Origin of the sequence: Novosphingobium sp. ST904 (assembly GCF_001298105.1) — a bacterium.
GTDB lineage: Bacteria > Pseudomonadota > Alphaproteobacteria > Sphingomonadales > Sphingomonadaceae > Novosphingobium.
Window position 1 is genome coordinate 55,234 of the sequence record NZ_LGJH01000151.1, and the last position, 24,040, is coordinate 79,273.

Consider the following 24,040-nt stretch of genomic DNA (forward strand, 5'->3'; position numbering starts at 1 on the left):
AGGACGGCTCATTGCGGGATTTGTCGGGCAAATACCAATGCCAATTCTGGCTCAATCCATGCAAACTCGGCACTGACGGGCGGTAACCGGTGTCGGGACCTTATAGCAGAATATGCGAAATTTGGCGGAATTCGGGTCATTTTCCGAACTACGCTGGGTCGATCCAGCTAAGCAGGGCATTGATCGATTGCCTAATTGGGTTGGACCCACTCCGACCGCTGCAATAACGCCCGGCAAGCACGAAGGGTGCATCTGTTTGGAGAGGTCAGTTCATAATGTTTAGCCCCGTGGAAGTCGGATCGAAGCTGGGAACGGGCCTGCTTTCGTTTCCCGTCACCCATTTCGACGCCGAGGGCCGGTTCGTGGAAGCGGACTACCGCGAGCATTGCGGCTGGATGCTGGAACACGACCTTGCCGGCCTGTTCGCCGCGGGCGGCACCGGCGAATTCTTCTCGCTCACGCCCGATGAAGTCGCCACCGTCGTTGCCGCGCCGTGGCCGAAACCGCAGGTCGCATCCCGGTGATCTCGGGCTGCGGATATGGCACCGCGATCGCCACCGACATCGCCCGCAAGGCCGAGAAGGCCGGCGCCGACGGCCTGCTGCTGCTGCCGCCCTATCTCATCGGTTCGAACCAGGACGGCCTTGCCGCCCATATCGAAGCGGTCTGCCGTGCGACCGGTCTCGCCGTGATCGTCTACAACCGCGACAACGGCATCGTGAACGACGAGACGCTGGCGCGCCTTTGCGAACGCAACGCCAATCTTGTCGGCTTCAAGGACGGCGTCGGCGACATTGAGCTGATGGCGCGCATCCAGGCCCGCATGGGCGACCGCCTGACCTACATCGGCGGCCTGCCCACGGCCGAAACCTTCGCCACGCCCTATCTCGCCATGGGCGTCACGACGTATTCCTCGGCGATCTTCAACTTCCTGCCCGAGTGGGCGCTGCGCTTCTATGCAGCAGTGCGCGCGGGCGACCAGGCCTTCGTCGTCGAACAGCTCAATGCCTTCGTCCTGCCCTATATCGCCCTGCGCAATCGCGGGCGCGGCTACGCGGTCTCGATCGTCAAGGCCGGAATGCGCGCGGTGGGCCGGGATGCGGGCCCGGTCCGCACCCCGCTGGCAGACCTGACCGCCGCCGAACACGAGGAACTGGCCGCGCTGATCGCCCGCGTTTCCGACGTCTCGCTCGTCAGGGCATAAGGCCCGGACCACCAGGGCCTGACAGGGTGACAGCGCCGAAGGGATGGCCTACTCGGTTGGCGATGTTCGATCTCAGCCAACTGCGCTGCTTCGTTGCCGCGGCCGAAGAGCTTCATTTCGGCCGCGCCGCGCGGCGACTGAACATGACCCAGTCGCCGCTCAGCCGCCAGATCCAGCTGCTTGAGCGGATACTCGGCGTCACCCTGCTCGAAAGGACGAGCCGGCAGGTGCAACTCACGCCTGCCGGCAGCGCCTTCCTCATCGAATCCCGCCGTATCCTGCGCCTTGCCGAAGGCGCGGCGCTTGCCGCCCGGCGCATCGCCAAGGGCGACGCCGGACGCGTGGTGATCGGCTTCACGGCCGCCTCGGGCTACGACCTACTGCCGCGCATCGTCGCGCAGGCGCTGGCAAAGCTGCCCAACATCGAACTCGAACTGCGCGAAATGGTGACGTCGGAACAGCTCGACGCCCTGCTCACCGGCCTGATCGACCTCGCCTTCGTGCGCCCGCCGATCGACCGCACCGACTTCGATCATGTGCTGATCCACCGCGAACCGATGATGGCCGCGCTGCCCTCCGGCGATCCCCGCCAGGCCAAGGCCGTGCTGGACCTGTCGGACTTCGACGACAAGCCGCTCATCATGTACAGCCGCCAGGGCGCCGGCTATTTCCACGAAATGCTGGTGAAGCTGTTCGCCGATGCCGCCGTTACGCCCAGCTACGTGCAGCATGTCACCCAGATTCACTCGATGCTGGGCCTCGTCCGCTCGGGCCTGGCCGCCGCCATCGTGCCGGAAGCCGCCAAGAGCCTGCACATGACCGATGTGCACTTGCGCACGATCCGCACGACGCCGGAGGCGCCTGCGGAACTGCTGCTCGCCTGGCACCGCGAGAACGAGAACCCGGCGCTCGACGTGATGCGCCAGCTCTGCTTCGAGACGCTGCTCTGAAGCGCCCTCAATCCGCCAGTGTAACCCGGCGGATCGGTCCTGCGATGACCAGGAAGGCGACGATCGTCAGCAGGCAGTGCAGGCCGACGAACCCGAGGGCCCAGTCGAACGAGCCCGTCGTGGCAACGATGTAGCCGATCACGATCGGGGTCACGATCCCCGCCATGTTTCCGAACATGTTGAACAGTCCATTGGCCACGCCCGACTGTTCGCGCGGGGCCACGTCGGACATCACCGCCCAACCCAGCGATGCCACGCCCTTTCCAAAGAAAGCCAGCGCCATCAATGAGATGACCAGCCACTGTGCCTCCACGAAGGCACAGGCGATGATCGCGGTCGCCAGGACCATCCCCACGGTGAGGGGCACCTTGCGCGCGATATCGAGCGACCCGGTCCGCTTCAGCAGCATGTCCGACACATAGCCGCCGATCAGTCCGCCGACGAAGCCGCAGAGCGCCGGAAGTGCCGCGGCGAAACCGGCTTCCATGATGTTCATGCCCCGCTCTCGCACGAGGTAGATCGGGAACCATGTCACGAAGAAATAGGTCAGCACGTTGATGCAGTACTGGCCGAGATAGATACCGGCGAGCATGCGGTTGGCCAGCAGGCGGCGCATGTCCGAAAGGCTCGGCGCGCGGGAAGCACGGCCGCCTTCGTCCATGTGGATGAGGCCGCCGCCCTGCTCGATAAGGTCGAGTTCGGCGCGGTTTACCGCCGGATGCCGCATCGGACTGCGGATGTAGCGCCAGAAGGTGGCCGCACCGGCAAGGCCGATCGCGCCCATCACCCAGAACACGCTGCGCCAGCCGAAGGAATGGACCAGCCAGCCCATCAGCGGCGCAAAGGCGACCAGCGAGAAATACTGCGCGGAATTGAAGATCGCCGAGGCCGTTCCGCGCTCGCTACCGGGGAACCAGGCGATCACGAGCCGCGCATTTCCGGGGAAAGACGGCGCTTCCGCCGCCCCCACCAGCAGCCGCATGACAAAGAGCATCGCGAAGACGTGGAGTGCGAAAAGCCCCGCAAAGCCCTGAAGCATCGTCAGCAGCGACCAGGAGGCGATGGCGATCGTGTAGACCCGCCGCGTGCCGAAGCGGTCGAGCAGCAGGCCCGCCGGAATCTGCGCCGCGACATAAGCCCAGGCGAAGGCGGAAAGGATGAATCCGGTCTGCACCGCATCGAGCCCGAGCTCCCGCGACGCCTCGCTGCCCGCTATCGAAAAAGTCGAGCGATCCGCGTAGTTTATGGTCGTTATGAGGAAGATCAGCGCGATGATCCGCTGGCGTACCCAGGTCGGCTTTTCGCCCTTTTCCGGCGCCCCTGCGCCGGGCACGCCGATGCTCTGCATTTCCTTCACGCGACCCCTCTCCCGCCGGCTATGCAATCGTTTCCCGGCTAGATTGAAGCGCTAGGGTCGCGGCCGCTTCAAGTCCATCTTGAATGCGGCAGAGATCGATCCAGAAATTGGCTGAATAGGCCGCGGGCGCGCCGTTCGGGCACGACTGAACGACACCTGGAGGGTACAGAACGGTACCGAACGCTCAGAAAGCGGCACCGTGCTGCCGGCGAAACGCCGTGGGCGGAACCGAGGCCAGTTTGGTGAAGAAGCGCGAAAAATACCCGACGTCGCTGAAGCCCAGCCAGTCGGCAATCTCGGTCACGCTCATCGGGGTGTAGCTGAGGCAGCGCTTGGCTTCCGACAGCAGGCGGTCGTGGACGATCTCGATCGGGGAGATGCCCGCCACCGTCTTGCACGCCAGCCTGAGCTGCGAAACGCTGACGCCGAGTTCGCCGGCAAGATCGGGCAGGAGCGGCTGGGCGCGGTAGCTGCGCTCCACCAGTTCGCGGAAGCGCCGGACCAGATCGGCGCGGCTGCCGAGCACGGGCGCGGCGCGGTCGTCCGACGGCCATAGCCGCAGGAACAGCAGCAGTACCGACATGAGCTGTATTTCCGCGCCGATTGCCCCGCCCTTGCGCGCGCTCTGGAGTTCGTGGGCCATGCGCTCCATCGTCGGCGAAACTTCGGCAAGGCCGTCCTGCGACAGCGCGAAGACGCCCGGCTCCTTCAGCACGCGCCGCAGTTCCGGCGCACGGACGAGAAGGTCATCGAGATAGTGCGTCTCGATCGTGATCACCCAGCCGTTCGCGGCTTCGGCGTAGTGGAATCCGTGGATCCGGTGCGGCGGCACGACCATGACGCAGCCCGGTGCGAAAGGCGCGGTATCGCCTTCGATCGTCATGGTGCCGCTGCCCGCCGCACAGAACACGACCTGGGTCATGCGCGGGTGCGTATGCGGCTTTATCAGCCAGCCCCGTTCACGGCAGCGCTTGTCCAGCGGTTCGATATTGACGAACCAGTCCGGCCGTTCGCTGGCATCGCCATACAGGATGTAGCGCGGGACCGCAGCACCGCCGGGATCGTCACGTTCGTTACCGTTCGGCAATAAGTTTGGCGAAAAGTCCATCCGATTTTCAGATTCCACCATGGACTCCGGTTAAGCGCTGCGGGAAAAATAGGCAATCCGCAGCGGTCAAGTCGTATCAACGAAGGCCGGACTGCGCGGAGACGATGCCTTTGGAGAGGATACCCCCGCCCCGGTCGCCCGGCCGCGAGCCCGCCCCCTCCTTCGACAAGCCTTTCGTTCCCGCGCCGTCTCCCTGCCCACCGCGGATCGGCGCCCGTGCGAAGCGGGTCCCGTTCCAGACCCCGCGGCCCAGCCCGCCAACAACCGAGCCGGCGACAAGCCGGCCGACAGAGCCCCGGCACAACCGACACCACCGAACTTCGAATACGGAAAGCAGGTCGAGAGGATATGAGTAACACTGATCCGCGGGCACTTATCGCCCGCGAGCCCATGCATCGCCGGCAGATCATCGCCATTGCCGTGGCCACCGCGCTCAATGCGCTGGACGGTTTCGACGTGCTGTCGATCAGCTTCGCCGCGCCGGGCATCTCGAAGGAATGGGGCATAGACCGGGCCGCGCTGGGCCTGGTGCTGTCGATGGAACTGATCGGCATGGGCATCGGCGCGCTGATCCTGGGCGCCATGGCCGATCGCATCGGCCGCCGTCCCACCATCCTGGCCTGCCTCGTGGTCATGGCGAGCGGCATGTTCCTGGCCTCCACCGCGCAGAACCTCACCGTGCTTTCCGCCTTCCGCCTGTTCACCGGGCTCGGCATCGGCGGAATGCTCGCGGCCACCAACGCCATCGTCGCGGAATGTTCGAACGCACGCCGCCGCAACCTCTCGGTGGCGATCATGGCCGGCGGTTATCCGATGGGCGCCATCGTCGGCGGCTCCATCGCGGCCTTCCTGCTCGGCACCACCGGGCGCTGGCAGTCGGTCTTCGAATTCGGCGCGATCATCACCGCCGCCTTCATCCCGCTGGTGCTCTGGCTGGTGCCCGAAACCATCGCCTTCCTGCTGCACAAGCGCCCGGCCGGCGCGCTGGAGAAGATCAACCGCACGATGGTGCGCCAGGGCCGCGCGGCGCTGTCGGAACTGCCTCCGCGCGACGAGGAACCCCGCCGCTTCAGCTTCGGCGAATTCTTCGCCCCCGGCATCGCCAGCGTCACCGTGCTGCTGATCGTCGCCTATTTCGCGCACATGATGACCTTCTACTTCCTGGTGAAGTGGATTCCCAAGATCGTGGTCGACATGGGCTTCCCGCCCGCCTCCGCCGGCGGCGTGCTGGTCTGGGCCAATGTCGGCGGCGCCAGCGGCTCGATCGTGCTCAGCCTGCTGACCCAGAAGATCGGCGTGCGCCCGCTGGTGATCGGCGCGATGATCTGCGGCGCGGCGGCCGTGACGATGTTCGGCCAGGGCTTCACCACGCTGGCCAGCCTTTCGATCATGGCCTGCATCGGCGGCTTCTTCACCAATGCCGCAACGGCGGGTCTCTACGCGGTGATCGCGCAGTCCTTCCCCGCCTCGCTGCGGGCGGGGCGGCACGGCCTGGTGATCGGCGTCGGCCGCGCCGGCGCGGCGCTGGGCCCGATCACCGCCGGGCTGCTGTTCGCGGGCGGTTCGTCGCTGGCGCTGGTGGCCTTCGTGATGGCCTGCGGCACGCTGGTCGGCGGCATCGCGCTGGCCATGGTGCGCTACCGCGAAAACGCGATCGCCTGATCGCACCAGGGGTGCGGCACTTCGGGCCGCGCCCCCCAAAAAACAGGCTGAACGGAAAAACCGGGCCGAAAACGGGAGGCGCGGCGGGAATTCCCGCCGCGACCTCGCCCCCCCCGCCATGAGGATGAGTCTGAAAATGTTTTGCAATCTTCCGGGTCGCGCCGGTCTGCTCGCCGCCACCGCAGCGCTTTCTCTGGTGCATGTCACGCCCGCCTCGGCGCAGTCCGTCGCGCCCGACAACGACACGAAGGACGCCGCCGGCGGCCCGCAATCCTCCGCCGCGCCGCCCGGCATCCGCCCGGCAAAGTCGCAAGGCGCGCCTGCCGAAGCGGTCCCCGGCGGCCGCAAGGGCCCTCCCGGCGTGCCGCAGGCGATCCGCTGGACCGAGGACTGGTCGAAGCGCCCCGCCTCCGATGCCCCGATCATGGACAGGATCCGCCACATCCCGCTGGGCGACAATGACGACGTCTACCTCTCGCTCGGCGGGGAGGCGCGGGTCTACTATACCGACTGGCACCATTCCGCGCTGGGCCTCAGGGCGAACGACAGCAACAACCCGGTGCAGAGCCGGTTGCGGCTGATCGGAGACCTCCACCTCGGCCCGAACCTGCGCGCCTATCTCGAACTGGGCGACAACCGCGAATATGGCGAAAGCTTCGCCACCGGCCCCAACCGCGACAAGCTGGACGTCTACCAGGCCTTCGTCGACGTGACCGTGCCGCTGGGCGATGCCGGCAAGATCACCCTGCGCCCCGGCCGCTTCGAGATGCCGCTGGGCAACGGCAAGCTGGCGGGCGTGCGCGAAGGGCTCAACATGCGCTTCACCTATCAGGGCGTGCGCGCGACCTATATCCTGCCGGGCAAGATCTCGGTCGACGCCTTCGCCACCCGCCCGGTCGAGATCAAGCCGGGCACCCTCGATGACGGGGCGGATTCCTCCAAGGCGTTCCACGGGATCTACGTCAGCGCGCCCAACCGCGTGGCGGGCTTCGGCACCGACGTCTACTGGTACGAGATGACGCGCGACAACGCGACGCTGCGCGAAGGCGCGGGCGCGGACCACCGCACCAACTGGGGCGCGCGCCTGTGGAAACGCAACGCCCGCTTCGATTTCGACCTTGAGGGGACGCTCCAGCGCGGCACGTTCGCGGATCAGGACATCCGCGCCTGGGGCGTGCTGTTCGAAGCCGGCTATACCTGGCCCGGCCTGCCGATGAAGCCCCGCCTGGGCCTGCGCGCCAATGCCTTCAGCGGCGACCATGACCTGACCGATGGCAAGGCCGGCACTTTCGTGGCCGCCGCCCCCCGCCTGCCGCTGTTCAGCGAGGCGGCGTTCTTCAACTTCTCCAACCTCATGGACCTCTACCCCTCGCTGACCCTGAAGCCGCTGGACAACGTGACCGTCATGGCCGGGCCGGACTTCCTCTGGCGCCAGAGCAAGGCCGACGGTGTCTACATCGGCCCGGCGGGCTCTTCGTTCGCACCTTACGACGGCACCCGCTATGTCGGCACGGCGCTCAACCTCGAAATGTCGTGGCAGGCCACCCGGCGTCTGAGCTTCCGCCTTTACGAAACCTACTTCGCCCCCGGCTCCGCCTTCGAGGAGGCTGGAGCCAGGAAGGGCAACTATTTCGGGGTCATGTCGAACTATCGGTTCTGACACCCGAACACTCTTGCGCGGCGTGCAAGAAGTCACGAAATGGGAGGCCCTCGCCCGCGCGGGGGCCTTTTCCGCTGGAAAGGAACGAATTCTCACGACCTGAAGGCAAATTCTGCATGGCGAAGACCCCCGAAACCAGCGCCTCGCGCCACCCCGGTGTCCCATCGTCCGGTTCAAGGTGGCCCGGCTTCGGCGTGCAGGTGCTGCTGGGCATGGTCGTGGGCCTTGCCGCGGGCCTGCTGGTCCGCCAGCTCGGGCCTGACAGCGCCCTTGCCTCGGGCGCGAGCGAGACGTTCCACACCGTGGCGCAGATCTTCATCCAGCTCCTGCGCACGCTGGTTCCGCCGCTGGTGTTCACCGCGATCATCGCCTCGGTCGCCGCGCTGCGCGGGCTCGACAACGCGGTGAAGCTGGTGGGGCAGACCCTGCTGTGGTTCGCCATCACCGCGCTGATCGCCGTGCTCATCGGCATCGCGCTGGGGCTGACCATCCAGCCCGGTCTTCACGCCCATGTCGATGCGGGCGCGGCCCATGCGCCCGCATCGGTCGGCGGCTGGCTCGATTTCCTCAAGGGGCTGGTTCCGGCCAACTACCTCGGCATTACCGCCGCCACCACGCTGGAAGACGGCGCGGCCACTACCGCCGTCTCCTTCAACGTGCTGCAGATCATCATCGCCGCCGTTGCCGTGGGCGCGGCCGCCGTGAAAATCGGCGCGAAGGCGGAGCCGTTCCTGGCCTTCATGACTTCGGCCAACCTCGTGCTGCGCCAGCTGCTGCGCTGGCTGATCGCGCTGACCCCGCTCGGCTCGGCGGCGCTGATCGCCAATGCCGTGGTCAGCTACGGCTGGGACGCGCTTTCCGCGCTCGGCGCCTTTGCGGGCGCGGTCTATATCGGGCTCGCGGTGGTCATGCTGGCAGTCTACCCGCTGCTGCTGCTGTTGCACGGGATCAACCCGCTGCGCTTCTTCTCGGTGGCCTGGCCGGCGATCCAGATCGGTTTCCTCTCGCGATCGTCCGTCGGCACCATGCCGGTGACCGAGGAAGTGACCGAGCGCCTCGGCGTGCCGCGTTCCTACGCCGCCTTCGCGGTGCCGCTCGGCTCGACCACCAAGATGGACGGCTGCGCGGCGATCTATCCGGCGATCTCGGCGATCTTCGTGGCGCAGTTCTACGGCGTGCCGCTCCAGCTTTCGGACTATGCGCTGATCGTGTTCGTCTCGGTGATCGGCTCTGCGGCCACGGCGGGGCTGACCGGCGCGGTGGTCATGCTGACGCTGACGCTCTCCACGCTCAAGCTCCCGCTCGAGGGCGTGGGGCTGTTGCTGGCGATCGACCCGATCCTCGACATGGGCCGCACCGCCGTCAACGTGGCGGGACAGGCGCTGGTGCCCACCATTGTCGCCCAGCGCCTCGGCATTCGCGGACCGATGCAGACCGGCGACATCGAGGCGCCCCGCGCTAGCGCCGCATGAAGCCCATCCAGCGCAGCAGCAGATAAGTCGCGATGGCCGCGCCGCCCGCGAACAGGGTGGCGTGGATCGTGCCGTAAGGCCCCTGCGCGAAGGGCAACCCGCCGGTGTTCATCCCGAAGATCCCGGTCACGAGCGTGGCCGGCAGCATCAGCGCGGTCACGATCGAGAGGATGTAGAGGTTCTGGTTGGTCCGCTGCGCCTCCTGGATGTCCAGTTCCTCGCGCAGCAGCCGCAACTGCGACTGCACGCCCTGCACGTCCCCGTCGAGCGACTGGATGCGCTGGGCGATCTTCTCCACGCCGGGCAGCAGCGCCTCGGGCAGTTCCTCGTCCTTCTCCAGCCGCTGGAACACCCCGCGCATTCCCGTAAGCAGGCGCTGTATCTGCGCCAGCCGCCGCCGCACGCCGATCAGGTCGCGCGCCTTGGGCGGATCGCGTGCGTCGAGGAACATGTCCTCCACATGCTGCACGTCGGCGCTGAGCGAGCGGGCGATATCGGCGATGTTCTCGCTGATCGCGCCCGCCAGCAGTTCCAGCGCCTGCGCCGCCCCGAAGCCGGCGCCGCAGCGCGAGAGCCGGGTCCGCACGATATCGGCCGAACGGATCGGATGAAGCCGCGCCGTCAGCATCAGCCCCGGCGCCAGCGCCATGCGCAGCCCGCCCACGCGCGCCGTATCGGCCACGTCGAAATCCCGTTCGAAATCGTGAAGCACGCAGGCCACCGTGCCGCCGTCGACCAGCGCGCGCTGGTGAGTGTCTGGCGAGAGCAGCAGTTCGCGCACGGCCGGGGGAACCGCTTCGAACCGCTCTATCCAGCTTCGCGTGCGCTGGTGCGCAAGATTGAGATGAAGCCAGCGGAAGCGGCCTTCCGGCGGGCGTTCGCAATCGGCAACGGGGAAGGCGCCTTCGTCCGTCAGGTCCATGCCCCAGATCAGGCCCGGCCCCATGCCGCCATCCGCCAGCGGCGCGCCGGCGCCCTGTGTGGCGGCAAGAAGACGGGGCAGGTCATGGCTCATGGCGGCAGCGCGCGGCCGGAACCCGTCAGAGAACCTGCGAGAACAGCATGTAGAGCCCGCCCGCCATCACGATGGAGACCGGCAGCGTCAGCACCCAGGCCATGAGCAGGTTGCGCACCGTGCTCATCTGGAGGCCCGAACGGTTCGCCGCCATCGTCCCCGCCACGCCGGACGAGAGGACATGGGTGGTGGAGACCGGCAGGCCGAGATGGTCCGCCCCGAAGATCGTGCCCATCGCCACCAGTTCGGCGGCGGCGCCCTGCGCGTAAGTCAGGTGGGTCTTGCCGATCTTCTCCCCCACGGTGACGACGATGCGCTTCCAGCCGACCATCGTGCCCAGCCCCAGCGCGATGGCCACCGCCACCTTGACCCAGGTGGGAATGAAGCGCGTGCCCGCATCGAGCGAGGCCTTGTAGGTCGCCAGGCTTTCCTGCGCCTGCCCGGAAAGCGCGGCGGGCTTCTGCTTGCCCAGCAGCTTGATCGCTTCCGAGGCGAGGTACATGTCGTTGCGGATATTGCTCACCGCCGCCGCCGGCACTTTCGCCAGCGAGCCATAGTCGGTCACCTGCCGGTCCACGTCGTGCACCAGCACCGAAAGCGCGGGAAGCGTGGCGGGGGCCAATGTCTTGTCGGCGATATAGGCCGTGACCCGGCTGCGCGCCTGCGCGGGATCGAGCGGGACGCCGGGAGGGGGCGAAGCCTCGTCCAGCGCGGCTCCGGCGGCCAGCGAGCCGGCGTGGAATTCCGCCGTGTAGCGTTCGGGCACGGCGCGGTTCAGCGCATAGGCGGTGGGCACCGTGCCGATCAGGATCAGCATGATGAGCCCCATGCCCTTCTGCCCGTCGTTCGAACCATGCGCGAAGCTGACGCCGGTGCAGGTGAAGATCAGCAGCGCCCTGATCCACCACGGCGGCGGCAGGCCGTCCTTCGGCTCCTCGTAGAGTTCCTTCTTGCGGACCAGCACTTTCATCGCGGCGAACAGCAGCGCGGCAAGGCCGAAGCCGATCAGCGGCGAGAACAGCAGGGCCTGGCCGATCTCGGCGCCTTGCCCCAGTCCACGCCCGCGGTGCCGCTCTTGCCGTGCATCAGCGCATTGGCCACGCCCACGCCGATGATCGAGCCGATCAGCGTGTGCGAACTGGACGAGGGAATGCCCAGCCACCAGGTGGCGAGGTTCCACAGGATCGCCGCCAGCAGCAGTGCGAAGACCATCGCGAAGCCCGCGCTCGATCCCACTTGCAGGATCAGTTCGACCGGCAGCAGCGAAACGATGCCGAACGCCACGGCGCCGGTGGAAACCAGCACGCCGAGGAAGTTGAAGAAGCCCGACCAGACCACCGCGACGTTCGCGGGCATGGCATTGGTGTAGATCACCGTGGCCACGGCATTGGCGGTATCGTGGAAACCGTTCACGAATTCGAAGCCGAGCGCGATCAGCAGGGCGATGAACAGCAGGATGAACGGCAGGTAGGTGGTGGGCTCCACGCCCACGGCGGCGGCATCGGAATAGACGCTGAAGGCCACATAGACGAGCGCGGCCACGATTGCCGCGCCGAACCCGATCCGGCCGGCGGCGCCAAGGCCCTTTTCAAAGGTCGGGCCGGGTTCCGGCCGTGTCGATCGGCCTGGGCGCAAGGGTCGCGTTCATCGTTTCGCCTCGAATGGGGAGACGAAAGCCTTACGTCGGTTTCATGACATTTATGCTGCGCCGCCGCCCGGGCCGGAAGCAGGCTCCAGGCCGGAAGCAGGCTCCACTGGCCGCAGCGCGCCGCCTGCCGCGGATGAGGCGCGGACGGCATCCATGACCCGCATCGCCGCCAGCCCGTCGCGGAATGTCGGGATCGCCACCGGCCCCTCACCCCCCGCACCCTCGATCCTGGCGCGCAGGGCCTCGCAGAGCCGGATGAAGGGTGCCAGCTCGAAGCCGGGCGCTGCGGGCAGCACGAGATCGTCCGGAACCGGCAGCTCGCGCGTGCCCGTGCGGTCCGCCAGCAGGACCTTGCCGCTTTCGATCCACACGGTTCCCCGCGTGCCCGCGCAGCGCAGCAGGCTGGCGGGCGCGCCCCAGGCCCCGGCGCTCTGCTGCATCGATCCCTCGGCCCCGCTCGCCAGGCGGAAGCGCAGCGAATAGCTGTCGTCGGCGCCGTTCTCGCGGTCGGATACGGTCAGCAGGCGGGCCGACACGCTCTCGAACTCGCCCAGCCATGTCCTCACCTGGTCTATCAGGTGCGAACCGCCCGCGCCCAGCCAGCCGCCGCCCGATGCCGTGTCGAACCACCATCCGGGCAGCCGCGCGCCGGGATCGGCGCAGAAGGGGATGAACTGGTCCATCGCCAGGAAGCGCGGGGTGCCGATCAGCCCCTCGGCAATGGCGCGGCCCAGCAGCGCGCGTTCGGGCAACCAGCGGAATTCGTGCGCGATCATGTGAACGATACCCGCCCGCTCCGCCGCATCGAGCAGCGCCGCGCCCTCTGCCGCGTCGATCGCGAAAGGCTTCTCGCAAAGCACGTGGCAGCCGCGCGCCATGGCCGCGAAGGCCAGCGGCGCATGGCTGGCGGGCGGCGCGGCGATCGTGACGAGGTGCGCGCCGGTCCGCTCGATGGCGGCGCCGAGATCGGTGAAGAAGGCCGGGACGCTCGCCTCCGCCGCCTTGCGCTCCAGCCGGTCGGGCCGGGTGCCGACAAGCGCGGCCACCGCGAACCCGGCGGCGCGCAAAGCCGGAACATGGACCCGGCAGCCGAAGCCGGTGCCCACGACGATCGCGGTCGGTTTCTCCATGTCGTTTCTCCTCAAAAGACGTCGTTGCAGCGGACGTGGACCTTGGTTTCGTCATTCGGCCCGCGCAGCGCCTCCAGCATCGCCGGGAGATCGGCCAGCGCGATATCGCGCGTCAGATCGTGGCGGGATCGACGTGGCCCTTGTCCATCCGGTCGGCGATGTAGAGGAACTCCTTCATCGAATAGCCCACCGCGAACCGCAGCGAGACGCACTTGTACGCGGCGATAGCGGGAATCACCGGATCGGGCGCGGTGCAGAACCCCAGCGAGACCACCCGCCCGAACGGCCCTGCATGACGGATCGCGCGGCCCAGCATTCCTTCCGCGCCCACGCATTCGAAGATCACGCGCGGCGATCCGCCCAGCGCCTCGATGACTTCGCCCACCTCGTCCGCGCCATAGGCCACGAAGGCGTCCGCTCCCATCGCCAGCGAAAGCTCCCGGCGCCGCGCCGAACGCGACATGGCAACGATGCGCCCCGCCCCCAGCCGCCGCGCCCAGTAGATCGCGTAAAGCGCCACCGTACCGCCACCCAGCACCAGCACCGTGTCGCCCGGCTCGATATTCGCGAACCGCGCGCCGTAAAGGCTGATCGCCAGCGGCTCGATCAGGGCGCCGTCCGTCATCGACAGGGTGGCGGGCAACCGCGTCGCCACGGCGGCGGGCACGCTGGCGAACTGCGCGAAGCCCATCATCGCATTGCCCTCGCCCGACCGGCACAGCACATTGTTGCCATGGGCCTGGCAGGTCTCGCACGATCCGCAGGCGACCGAGGGCAGCACCGCGATCCGGTCTCCCACCCGCCAGCCATCGACATCGCGGCCCAGCTCGACGATCTCGCCCGCATATTCGTGGCCGAAGCGCGCGTTCGGGCCATAGTCCCACGCGCCGCCCCTGGTCATCGACAGGTCGGTGCCGCAGATGCCGCAGCGGTGGACACGGATCAAGACCTCGCCCGGCGCGGGGCGCGGCTCGGGCACGTCCTCGATGACCACGGGCTGCCCGCCGCCCGGATAGACCGCCGCCTTCATGCCGCCTTCTCCAGCAGGTCGTAACGCGTCACATAGTCGCCGAAAGGCGCGCGCGCCTGCTGCTCGGTCATGCCGTAGTCGGCGATGTCGTAGCGATGGGCGCCGTGCTGCAATTCGGGCTTCTGCGCGATACGGCGGGCGAAGGCGCGCGGTTTCATCGGGAATGTCCATGCCGATGAAACCGTAGATGCGCTCCATCACCGCCATCGGCCGATTGTGGAAATCGAGATGCGCGATGTCGAGCACCTGCCCCGGACGGCGCGCCTTCACGGCATCCGCCTTGCGCAGCGCGGCGGCCCACTTCGCCACCTCCCGCGCGAGCATGATCGGCCCGCGTTGGTCCGCGCGGCCCTGTTCGAGCACCGGGTGCATACCCATCAGCAGCGAAACCAGCGAAGGCACGCCTTTGCCGGATCGCGGTGCGTCTGGATCACCCTGGCATCGGGAAACACCGCGAAGAGCAGGTCGAGGTTGTCGATATGGCCGGGGTTCTTGAGCAGCCAGCGGCGGCCCGGATCGTTCATGCCGATCAGCTGCACGCAGCGGCGATAGTGCGCATAGGCCGCATCCTCGCGCTGGCACTGCCACCAGGCGTCGTAGCTCGCCGCGGACCAGCCGCAGGTCCACAGGTTCGAGACGAACGACTGGCGCAGCAACATGCAGCATTCGTGAACTTCCTCGGCCGCCACATGGTGCGCGGCGCGGCGCTGCGGGGCGGCGGCATAGCGCGCCTCGATCACCGCCATGGCCTTGCGATATTCGGGATAGTCCTGCCAGCGATCCACCGGAGGTCGCGGCATCGGCGCGTCGAGCAGCCAGGTCTCCAGCCCCTGGAAGCGCGGGTCCACCGCCATCAGGCGGTGCAGCGCCGTGGTCCCCGTGCGCGGCACCCCGGTGATGACCACCGGCGCCAGAACCGGCACGGCATCGAACCCGGGATTGTTCTTCATCGCCCGGATCGCGCCCGCCCGGCTGCGCAGCACGCCCAGCACCTGTCCCCAGGCCGCGCGCCGCCCCGTTTCGGTGAACTGCGGATCGTAGTCCATCGAATGCAGCAGCACGCCAAGGCCGGGGAGATAATCGTCCGGGCCGAAATCGTCATGCCCCAGCTCCCCCGCGACGATCTCGTGCGCGCGGTCGACGGCGGTGCGGAACCGGTCTGGCGGATCGTAACCGAGATCCATGGCCTAAACTCTCCCTGTTGGATTTATCGTTCACCAGCGCCGGCGCCGCTGGCAGGCTCTTACGCGCTGCCGCAGTTCCTCGGCCCGTTCCTGCGGCGTGACCACGGGCGTATCGGCGGGCAGGTGATCGCGCAGCTCTGCCAGCTTGACCCGCCTGATCGTCGGCACTGGCGCGCTGTCGCAGTCGTACCAGCGGCCATAGATGCCGCCCTCGGTATAGCCTGCCGGATCGAGCCAGTTCGGCACGCCGGGGTCCTCCAGCGCGATCACCGCGCGGTAGCGGCCGTCGCTGGAAAGGCGGGCATAGTGGCCGTTGGAACTGGATATGCGGTAGACATATTCCAGCGCGTTGAAGCAGGGATCGTTGAGCTGGATGTTCCAGTACGGCGCGTGCGCGGGAACCTCCGTCTCGATCACCAGCGCCTCGTCCGGGTCGAACCGGAAGCAGGCGGGCCAGTAGACCTGCTTGGCCAGCGCCCCGGCCATGCGCACCGGCTCGAACACGTTGAAGCCCACGCGCTCCTTCACCCCGTTCTGCATGGGATAGTAGAGACGGGTCTTGCGGCCCGGAAACTTCGCCATTTCGCCGATGCGGTGCAGGATCTCCTCCGGCGAGAGGCGCGGTTTGGGCGGAACCGGGTCCAGACATTCGATGGAGAGGTGCGGGTCGATCTCGTTCAGCCAGTCGTAGCTGCGGAACCGCAAGTAGAGATACCCCGCCTCCGGATCGATCCGCGCCCACTTGCCTTCATATCCGGCGGGACGTTCGGCGCTGAAGATCACCGAGAAATCCTCGCCCGGCGCAAGGCCGAGGTCGATGTCGTCCACCTCGTTGTGCCCGTTGGGACGCGGCATCACGTCCACCGAGCCGGACTGCACCTTCTGGCTGGTGAAGGAGAGTATCCGGCAGGTCCCGCGATTGCCCGAGACGCGGTAGGTCAGGTCGCCCCGGATCGGCGACTGCACGTAGATGTCGTCCGGGTTGGGCTGGAGCGTGTAGACCGGGTTCCACAGCGGAGCCCAGTCCGGGTGTTCCGGCGTGGCGTGGAAATAGGCGAAATAGGCGTAGGAGAGACTGGTCATCGTCTGGCGATAGACGTCGGCGCGATAGGCGGGATCGTCGGGCCGCCAGGTGTCCTGGAGATTGGCGACCGCGCTTTCCAGCCCGGTCAGGTAGGCAAGGATGCTCGGCTCGATCTCCATGACGCTGGCCTCTCCGCCGGTTTCGCGACCGGCATGATTAGATAGTGATTGCTATCTATATTCGCGCAGGACCGCCTCGCAAGACATTCGGGGCGGCAACGCCTCGGCCAACGCCGGGGCATGGGTCGTCAGTGCGAACTTGTCCGACGTAGATAGCGGATACTATCATGAACGCCCTTCACGGAGTTCACGATGACGCTCTCGCTTGCGCGGCCTGCCGGAACGCTTGCCCCCGGATCGGGGCTGCTCCTCGCCGAGCATTTCCAGATGGCCTATGCCACCAACGACATCGCCGCCGCGCGGGACCTGTTCTCGCGCCGCCTCGGCATCCGGGAGTTTTGCGTGCTGGAAGGGCAGCTTGCGGCAGGGGGCTGGATCAGGGCCGAACTCGCCTGGCACGGGACGGTGATGTACGAACTGATCGAGGCTTCCGGCCCCGGCTCCGAAATCTACATGAGCCGCCAGCCGCCGGGCGAAGGCCTCCGCCTCTGGCACCACCACCTCGGCTTCCTGATCCATGACGAGGCCCAGTGGCAGGGCGTGCGGCAGGGCGCGCAGGGCAATGGCTGGGCCATGCCTTACGAAAGCCGCACCCCGCTGCTCCAGGCCTGCTTCGTCGACGTGCCGGAACTGGGGCATTATCTCGAATATCTCTATCCGGGCGAAGCGGGGCTGGCGTTTTTCGCCTCGGTGCCGAGGAATTGAGAGCAGACCGGCGCTACCGGCCGTTTGGACAAACCCGCGCCGTCCCCTAAACGGGCCGCGCCGGGATATCGCGGCCATCGATGGAGCGGAAGTGGACGAAGCGACGAAACCCGCGCGCCGCAAGCGGCGCAGTTCGCAGGAAGTGACGCGCCGCCTGCTCGAAGCGGCGGAAGAGGAGTTCCGCCGCTGCGGCTATGCCGGGGCGACGACGGCGGCGATCGCCCGGCGCGCCGAAAGCACCGAGGCGCAGCTGTTCCGCACGTTCCCCTCGAAGGCCGCGCTGTTCCAGGAAGCCGTGTTCGCCCCGCTGGACCGCCATCTGGAGCGCTTCAATGCCGAGCATTCGATCACGGATTCCAGCCCCGACGCAGGCGGGCCCGGCGAAGCCGCGCGGCGGGAGAATGCGCGGCTTTACGTTTCGGAGCTGGGGCGTTTTCTCAAGGATCATGCCCCGCTGCTGATGGCGGCGCTGACGGCCGGGACATATGGCGAGGATCAGGACGCAAGCGCGCGGGCGATAGACAGCCTCAACGCCTACTTCGAACGCGGCGCGGCCACGCGCGCACATCGCGTGCGCCGCCGGAACGAGGCGGGAGAAGGCGCGAAGTCGCAGGATGACGGCGCGCAGGATGGTGGAACGCAGCCGGTCGTCGATCCGCGGCTGATGGTGCGGGTGTCCTTCGCGGCGGTGCTGGGCAACGTCCTGTTCCGCGACATGCTGTTCCCCGCCGGTCTGGCAGGCGATGACGAGATCGACGCGGCGATGCTCGACTTCATGCTGCACGGCACCGGTTCCGATTCCGGCTGACCCTGCCGCCGCCTCACCCAGTGCCTATCCGCCCGCCGGGCGCGCGTCGGCAGCGGTGGGCGCGAGGAGTTCGTGGACCTTGCCCACCAGCGCGGCGATCTCGAACGGCTTGGTCATGATCGCCGAAAGGCTTTCGAGCTGGCCGTTGGAGGCGACGACGTTCTCGGCATAGCCGGTGATGAACAGCACCTTGAGATCGGGCCGCTGCACCCGCGCCATATCCACCACCTCGCGCCCGGTCATGCCGTGCGGCAAGCCGACATCGGTGACCACCAGGTCTATGCGCGGCGCGGCCTCCAGTATGCCCAGCGCCGAGCGGCCGTCACCCGCTTCGAGCACGACGAAACCGGCTTCCTCCAGCACTTCGACCACGAGCATGCGGATCATCGGCTCGTCGTCCACCACGAGGATGACCTGCCCTTCGCCGGCGCGTCGGGCGCGCCGTCCTCTGCCGGGGAAACCTCGGGCGCCGCCGCAACGCCGTGACGGGGGAGAACGATCGACATCCTGGTGCCTTTCCCGGGCTCGCTGTCGATGACCACCTGCCCGCCGGACTGGCGCACGAAGCCGTAGATCATCGAGAGGCCAAGGCCGGTGCCCTGCCCGAAGGGTTTGGTGGTGAAGAAAGGATCGAATGCCCGCGAAGCGACTTCGGCGGACATGCCGGTGCCGGTATCGGAAACATCGAGAACCACGTAATCGCCCGGCGCCAGGCCGAGCCGGCGGGCATCGTGTCCCTCAATGGTCCGGCCCTGCGTGGCGATCGTCAGCGTGCCGCCGTCCGGCATGGCATCGCGCGCGTTGATGCAGAGGTTGAGCAGCGCGTTCTCAAGCTGGTTGCGATCGATCAGCACCGGCCATCCCGTGGAGCCGCGCACCTCGACCCGGATCGCCGGTCCCATCGTGCGGCGCACCAGTTCCTCCAGGTCGGCGACGAGACGGTCCACCCCGGTCGGCTGCGGGTCCAGCGTCTGCTGCCGCGAGAACGCCAGCAGCCTGTGCGTCAGCGACGCCGCGCGCTTCACCGCGCCTTCGGCGGCGTCGAAATAGCGCTCCAGATCGTCATGTCGCCCCTGCCGGACGCGCAGCCACAGCATTTCGAGGCTGCCTCCCAGCCCGGTCAGCAGGTTGTTGAAATCGTGCGCCAGCCCGCCGGTAAGCTGGCCCACCGCCTCCATCTTCTGCGCCTGCCGCAGCGCCGCTTCCACTTCCAGCAGCTTGCGGGTGCGGTCCTCCACCCGGCGTTCGAGCGTCTCGTTCAGTTCGCGCAAGGCATCCGCGCTCAGGCGCAGGTCCGCCTCCACCGAGACGCGTTCGACATGGACCCATGACCGCTCGGTCACTTCGGCGATGATCTCCAGGTCGTAGTCGCTCCAGACGCGCGGCGCCTTGTCGTGGATCGCCATGAGCGCGGTGAGGCGGCCGGACTTGACCAGCGGCATGCAGATCGTGGCGGCAATGCCGATGTCCTGGAAGGTGCGGGCCTCGTGACTGGGCAGTTCGCGGGCATTGTCATTGACGATAAGCGGGCGGTTGGCCCGCAGTTCGCGCACCGCAAGGCTGCCGAAATCGGCGAGGCTGTAGTGCCCCAGGATCGAGGGTACGCCCGGCGCGTGCCAGTCTCCCCGGATGGTGAAGCCGTCCTGGTCCTCGTCCATGTCGGCATAGGCGCAGTTCGACAGGCCAAGATGCTCCCCGGTCATCCGGGTGGTGACGGCCAGCACGTCGTCGGCGTCCCGGCAGTTGATGGTCGCCTGGCCGAGCGCGTCGAGGAAGGCGAGCTTCTCTGCCGTGCGCCGCAGTTTCCTGCGCGCGTGATGCGCCTCGGTGCATTCGTGCAGCACCGCAAGCACCCCCACCGGGGCGCCAGCATCGTCGCGGACCGGGGAATAATCGATATCGAGGAAGGCCGGTTCGGGGCATCCGCTGCGTTCGAACAGGAATTCCTGGTCGGCGAAGCTGCGCGATCCGCCCATGAGCACATCGGCAATGATCCCGCGGTTGAAGTCCGCCACTTCCGACCAGCTTTCCAGCACGCTGGAGCCCAGCGACATCGGATGCGCCCGGCGGCGATGGGGATGTAGGGATCGTTGTAGATCATCGTCCCGCGCTCCCCCATGAGCAACGCCATCGGCACCTTCGCCGAAAGAACCAGATCGACCACGGCCTTCAGCCCCGCCGGCCACGCCTCCAGCGGACCAAGCGGCGTCGCGGCCCAATCGTGGTTCCTGACAAGACCGGAAAGTTCGCCGGCGCCCCCTGGAAAATTCAAGTCCACCACCCTCTTCGCAAGCGAGAATTGCTTGACGCCAACGTCAACTCCCGGCCGCGCGCGATGTTCCCGCAGCGGCGGATGCGAACGTGAACAAGATGCTCTTGCTATCCGTTCGCATCCGCCGCAATCGAGCACACCGGATGTTCCGAAGGCCGGATTCCACGGGCCGATACAACAGGGCGCACGCATGCCATCGACGATTACGACCTCCGGCCTGAAGGCTCGCTTCCGGCTCGATCCCGGCACGACCTTCGGCCTCGCCGTCGCCATCCTGTTCTTCGTGGTCAGCGGAACTTTCGCCTATTTCAACGTGACGGTGCTGCGCGACGATGCGCGGCGGATCGTCCATTCCCATTCGGTGATCGTGGCGCTGGACGAACTGCTGTCCTCGCTTCAGGATGCGGAGACCGGCCAGCGCGGCTATCTGCTCACCGGTAGCGACAAGTATCTCGACCCTTACAATGCGGCGCTGGCGGACGTGGATGCGCGGGTCGCGAAGATCGCCTCGCTGACTGAGGACAACGACGAGCAGCAGGCCCGCATCGCGCCCCTGCGCCGCCATATCGACGCCAAGCTTTCCGAGCTGAAGGAGACCATCGCGGCGCGCAAGGCCGGGAACATGGTGGGCGCGCTCGCCATCGTCGCCACCGATCGCGGCAAGCTGGAAATGGACGCGGTTCGCGCGCAGCTTGCGACATGCAGCGGGAAGAGGCGCGGCTGCGCCAGACCCGGCTCGCCGAAATGGAGCAGGCCTACCGGTCCGCATGGATCAGCGGCGTGCTGTCCTGCTGCCTCGGCATCGCGCTGACGCTGACCGTCGGCTTCCTGATCCGCAAGGCCGCGGCGGCGGCCGAGCAGCGTGCGTGGCTGCAATCCGGGCAGGTCGGCCTTGCCGGCGCCGTGATCGGGGACCAGCCGGCGGAGCAGCTGGGCGAGAGCATCCTGGCCTTCCTTACCCGGTTCGCGGGCGCCCAGGCCGGCGCCGTCTTCGCGGGGGAACGCGGCCATTACCGCCGCGTCGCCGCTTACGGTGTTCCCGCAGGCGCCGGGATCGTCGAGCGTTTCTCCCACCGCGAAGGGCTGCTCGGCCAGGTCGCGGCGGACGGCGAACCCGTGCTGCTGTCGGACATTCCGGACGGCTACCTGACCATCGGCTCGACATTCGGCAGCGACAAGCCCCGCCATCTCGTCATCGCCCCCGCCATAGCCGAAAATGTCGTCCACGGCGTGATCGAACTGGGCTTCCTGCATCCCGTCGGCCCCGAGATCATGACCTTCCTGGCAGAGATTTCCGCGTCGGTGGGGATCGCCCTGCGCTCTGCCCGCTACCGTGCCGACCTTCAGCACCATGCCGAGGAACTGCAGGTCCAGAGCGAGGAACTGCGCTCCTCCAACGAGGAACTGGAAGAACAGGGCCGCAATCTCAAGGAATCGCAAGGGCGGCTGGAACTGCAGCAGGCAGAGCTGGAACAGACCAATTCGCAGCTTGAGGAACAGGCGCAGCTCCTGGAGGTCCAGCGCGACGATCTCGCCCGTTCCAACGCCGCGGTCGAGGCCAAGGCCCGCGAACTGGAGCAGACCAGCCGCTACAAGTCGGACTTCCTCGCGAACATGAGCCACGAACTGCGCACGCCGCTCAATTCGCTGCTGATCCTCTCCAAGCTGCTGGGCGACAATCCGCGCGCCAACCTTTCCGACGAACAGGTCCAGTACGCGCGCACCATCCAGTCCTCCGGCAACGACCTGCTGGCGCTCATCAACGACATCCTCGACTTGTCCAAGATCGAGGCCGGGCATCTCGAGGTCAGGCCGGAAACCGTTCTGGTCGAGCGTCTGGCCAGCGACATGCGGCAGGTGTTCCAGCCGGTCGCCGCCGATCGCGGGCTCGATTTCGAGATCCACGTCGCGCCCGGCTGCCCGGCCACGCTCGATACCGACCGCCAGCGGCTGGAGCAGATCCTCAAGAACCTGCTGTCCAACGCCTTCAAGTTCACCGAAAGCGGCAGCGTCAGGCTCGCCATCGAGCCGGAAGCCGCCGGAGCGGACGGCAAGGCGCGCATCCTGCTTTCGGTGACAGACAGCGGCATCGGCATTCCCGAAAGCCAGCAGCAGGCGATCTTCGAGGCGTTCCGCCAGGCGGACGGCACGGTGAACCGCAAGTACGGCGGCACCGGGCTCGGCCTTTCCATCTCCCGCGAACTGGCCCGCCTGCTGGGCGGCGGCATCTCGCTGTCCTCCACGCCCGGCCGGGGCAGCCGCTTCGCCCTGTCGCTGCCGCTCGCCTACGACGCGGCGCTGGCCGGACCGCAGGTTCAGGCGCAGGTTCAGATGGGCGGGCATTCCGATCTTCCCGCCCGCCTGCTTCCGCTGGCCCCGCATGGCGGCAGTCAGCCCGCCCCGGCCAGCCCGGTCCAGCAGATAGAGGACGACCGCGACCGGCTGGTGAGCAACCAGCGCATCCTGCTGGTGGTGGAAGACGACGCCGCCTTCGCCGGGATCGTGCGGGACCTGTCGCGCGAAATGGGCTTCCAGTGCCTCGTCAGCGGCACCGCCGCCGAAGCGCTGAAGCTGGCGCGAACCTTCAGGCCCAGCGCGGTCGTGCTGGACATCGGCCTGCCCGACCAGTCCGGCCTCGCCCTGCTAGACCACCTGAAGCGCGATGTGGAGACGCGGCACATCCCGGTCCACGTCGTGTCCGGCAGCGATCATACCCAGACCGCGCTCACGCTTGGCGCGGTCGGCTATCTCGTCAAGCCGGTGAAGCGCGAGGAACTGGCCTCGGCCACGCGCCGCATCCTCATCGTCGAGGACGATCCGGTCCAGCGCGAGGCAATGGGCCGCCTGCTGGCTTCCGGCGATGTCGAGACCGTGGGCGCTGCCACCGGCGCCGAATGCCTCGAACTGCTGCGGGACCAGACTTTCGACTGCATGGTGCTGGACCTTGCCCTGCCCGATGCCAGCGGCTTCACCCTGCTGGAAACGCTGTCCCGGGAGGGGACCTATGCCTTCCCGCCGGTGATCGTCTATACCGGCCACGATCTTTCGGCGGACGACGAGCAGCGCCTGCGCCGCTATTCGGACTCGATCATCATCAAGGGCGCCCGCTCGCCCGAGCGCCTGCTCGACGAGGTATCCCTGTTCCTGCACCAGGTCGTGACCGAGCTGCCCGAGGAGCAGCAGTCGATGATCCGGCAGGCGCGCAACCGCGACGCGATCCTCGAAGGCCGCCGCATCCTCGTGGTCGAGGACGACGTGCGCAACATCTACTCGCTGACGCATATCCTCGAACCGCAGGGGGCGGTGATCGAGATCGCGCGCAACGGGCAGGAAGCCATCGATGCGCTGGCCCGCGCCGGGGACGACGCCGCCCGCCGGATCGACCTGGTGCTGATGGACGTGATGATGCCGGTGATGGACGGCCTCACCGCCACCCGCGAAATCCGCAAGGACGGGCGCTGGGCGAAGCTGCCGATCATCACCCTCACCGCCAAGGCCATGCCGGACGACCAGGAACGCTGCATCGCCGCCGGTGCCAACGACTACATGGCCAAGCCGCTGGACGTGGACAAGCTGCTCTCGCTGGTCCGCGTCTGGATGCCGCGCTGAGCCCGGTGGACACGGATCGCGCC

The 24,040-nt window shown here is 67.5% G+C and carries 18 protein-coding genes and 2 pseudogenes; 9 read left to right on the plus strand and 11 right to left on the minus strand.

The genetic code is table 11. The annotated features are described in order from the left end of the window. Positions 1–287 precede the first annotated feature (287 nt). From ADT71_RS35055 to ADT71_RS16680, 3 genes are all read left to right on the plus strand, one after another. Positions 288–524 carry a dihydrodipicolinate synthase family protein gene (locus tag ADT71_RS35055; RefSeq protein WP_255351657.1) on the plus strand — a complete coding sequence of 79 codons (237 nt, stop codon included), beginning with the start codon at positions 288–290 and terminating at the stop codon, positions 522–524. Further along, positions 494–1,204, plus strand: a complete 711-nt coding sequence (locus tag ADT71_RS16675) for a 5-dehydro-4-deoxyglucarate dehydratase (protein WP_255351658.1) — start codon at positions 494–496, stop codon at positions 1,202–1,204. Before ADT71_RS35055 ends, ADT71_RS16675 begins: the two co-directional genes overlap by 31 nt. Positions 1,205–1,266: 62 nt before the next feature. Then, positions 1,267–2,154 (plus strand): LysR family transcriptional regulator, encoded by an 888-nt coding sequence (locus tag ADT71_RS16680; protein WP_054438617.1) that lies wholly within the window; start codon positions 1,267–1,269, stop codon positions 2,152–2,154. Positions 2,155–2,161: 7 nt separating this feature from the next. On the opposite strand, the gene ADT71_RS16685 is transcribed toward ADT71_RS16680, so the two are convergent. Together ADT71_RS16685 and ADT71_RS16690 are read right to left on the minus strand one after the other, a co-directional pair. Then, positions 2,162–3,502, minus strand: coding sequence for an MFS transporter (locus tag ADT71_RS16685; protein WP_054438680.1), 1,341 nt, complete (start codon positions 3,500–3,502; stop codon positions 2,162–2,164). A gap of 193 nt (positions 3,503–3,695) precedes the next feature. Next, complete coding sequence (locus ADT71_RS16690; protein ID WP_197283054.1) at positions 3,696–4,619, minus strand: helix-turn-helix domain-containing protein; 924 nt, start codon at positions 4,617–4,619, stop codon at positions 3,696–3,698. A 348-nt stretch (positions 4,620–4,967) separates the two neighbouring features. On the opposite strand from ADT71_RS16690, the gene ADT71_RS16695 reads away from it, so the two are divergent. The 3 genes from ADT71_RS16695 to ADT71_RS16705 all read left to right on the plus strand — a co-directional run bounded on the left by ADT71_RS16695 (position 4,968) and on the right by ADT71_RS16705 (position 9,413). Continuing rightward, positions 4,968–6,281: an MFS transporter gene (locus ADT71_RS16695; RefSeq protein WP_054438620.1), complete on the plus strand. Its 1,314-nt coding sequence runs from the start codon at positions 4,968–4,970 to the stop codon at positions 6,279–6,281. Positions 6,282–6,417: 136 nt separating this feature from the next. After that, the gene (locus ADT71_RS16700; RefSeq protein ID WP_054438681.1) at positions 6,418–7,941 is read left to right on the plus strand and encodes an alginate export family protein; all 1,524 of its coding nucleotides are present in this window, start codon (positions 6,418–6,420) and stop codon (positions 7,939–7,941) included. A 116-nt stretch (positions 7,942–8,057) separates the two neighbouring features. Beyond that, positions 8,058–9,413, plus strand: coding sequence for a dicarboxylate/amino acid:cation symporter (locus tag ADT71_RS16705; RefSeq protein ID WP_054438622.1), 1,356 nt, complete (start codon positions 8,058–8,060; stop codon positions 9,411–9,413). Here ADT71_RS16705 and ADT71_RS16710 read toward each other — a convergent pair. From ADT71_RS16710 to ADT71_RS16735, 7 genes and pseudogenes are all read right to left on the minus strand, one after another. Then, positions 9,400–10,428, minus strand: coding sequence for a transporter (locus tag ADT71_RS16710; protein ID WP_231635954.1), 1,029 nt, complete (start codon positions 10,426–10,428; stop codon positions 9,400–9,402). The genes ADT71_RS16705 and ADT71_RS16710 overlap by 14 nt on opposite strands. Before the next feature lie 25 nt (positions 10,429–10,453). Further along, a pseudogene (locus ADT71_RS16715) lies at positions 10,454–12,063 on the minus strand (inorganic phosphate transporter). 63 nt (positions 12,064–12,126) lie between these two features. Then, positions 12,127–13,206: a Gfo/Idh/MocA family protein gene (locus ADT71_RS16720; RefSeq protein ID WP_082370404.1), complete on the minus strand. Its 1,080-nt coding sequence runs from the start codon at positions 13,204–13,206 to the stop codon at positions 12,127–12,129. Positions 13,207–13,318: 112 nt separating this feature from the next. Then, the gene (locus ADT71_RS16725) at positions 13,319–14,236 is read right to left on the minus strand and encodes an alcohol dehydrogenase catalytic domain-containing protein (protein WP_231635955.1); all 918 of its coding nucleotides are present in this window, start codon (positions 14,234–14,236) and stop codon (positions 13,319–13,321) included. Further along, positions 14,233–14,394: a hypothetical protein gene (locus ADT71_RS33855; protein WP_231635956.1), complete on the minus strand. Its 162-nt coding sequence runs from the start codon at positions 14,392–14,394 to the stop codon at positions 14,233–14,235. Before ADT71_RS33855 ends, ADT71_RS16725 begins: the two co-directional genes overlap by 4 nt. A 219-nt stretch (positions 14,395–14,613) precedes the next feature. Continuing rightward, positions 14,614–15,420 carry a sulfotransferase gene (locus ADT71_RS16730; protein WP_231635957.1) on the minus strand — a complete coding sequence of 269 codons (807 nt, stop codon included), beginning with the start codon at positions 15,418–15,420 and terminating at the stop codon, positions 14,614–14,616. Between the two features lie 30 nt (positions 15,421–15,450). Further along, the gene (locus tag ADT71_RS16735; protein ID WP_054438624.1) at positions 15,451–16,623 is read right to left on the minus strand and encodes a hypothetical protein; all 1,173 of its coding nucleotides are present in this window, start codon (positions 16,621–16,623) and stop codon (positions 15,451–15,453) included. 192 nt (positions 16,624–16,815) lie between these two features. On the opposite strand from ADT71_RS16735, the gene ADT71_RS16740 reads away from it, so the two are divergent. Further along, on the plus strand, positions 16,816–17,328 hold the full coding sequence (locus ADT71_RS16740) for a hypothetical protein (protein ID WP_054438626.1): 513 nt from the start codon (positions 16,816–16,818) through the stop codon (positions 17,326–17,328). A 91-nt stretch (positions 17,329–17,419) separates the two neighbouring features. Then, complete coding sequence (locus ADT71_RS16745) at positions 17,420–18,136, plus strand: TetR/AcrR family transcriptional regulator (protein WP_054438627.1); 717 nt, start codon at positions 17,420–17,422, stop codon at positions 18,134–18,136. A 24-nt stretch (positions 18,137–18,160) separates the two neighbouring features. Here ADT71_RS16745 and ADT71_RS33860 read toward each other — a convergent pair whose 3' ends face one another. Beyond that, positions 18,161–18,541 carry a response regulator gene (locus ADT71_RS33860; protein WP_054438629.1) on the minus strand — a complete coding sequence of 127 codons (381 nt, stop codon included), beginning with the start codon at positions 18,539–18,541 and terminating at the stop codon, positions 18,161–18,163. Next, positions 18,520–20,190: an ATP-binding protein gene (locus tag ADT71_RS16755; RefSeq protein WP_054438631.1), complete on the minus strand. Its 1,671-nt coding sequence runs from the start codon at positions 20,188–20,190 to the stop codon at positions 18,520–18,522. Before ADT71_RS16755 ends, ADT71_RS33860 begins: the two co-directional genes overlap by 22 nt. 408 nt (positions 20,191–20,598) lie before the next feature. Here ADT71_RS16755 and ADT71_RS16760 point away from each other — a divergent pair. Further along, positions 20,599–24,017: pseudogene (locus ADT71_RS16760) on the plus strand (response regulator). Positions 24,018–24,040: the final 23 nt, after the last annotated feature.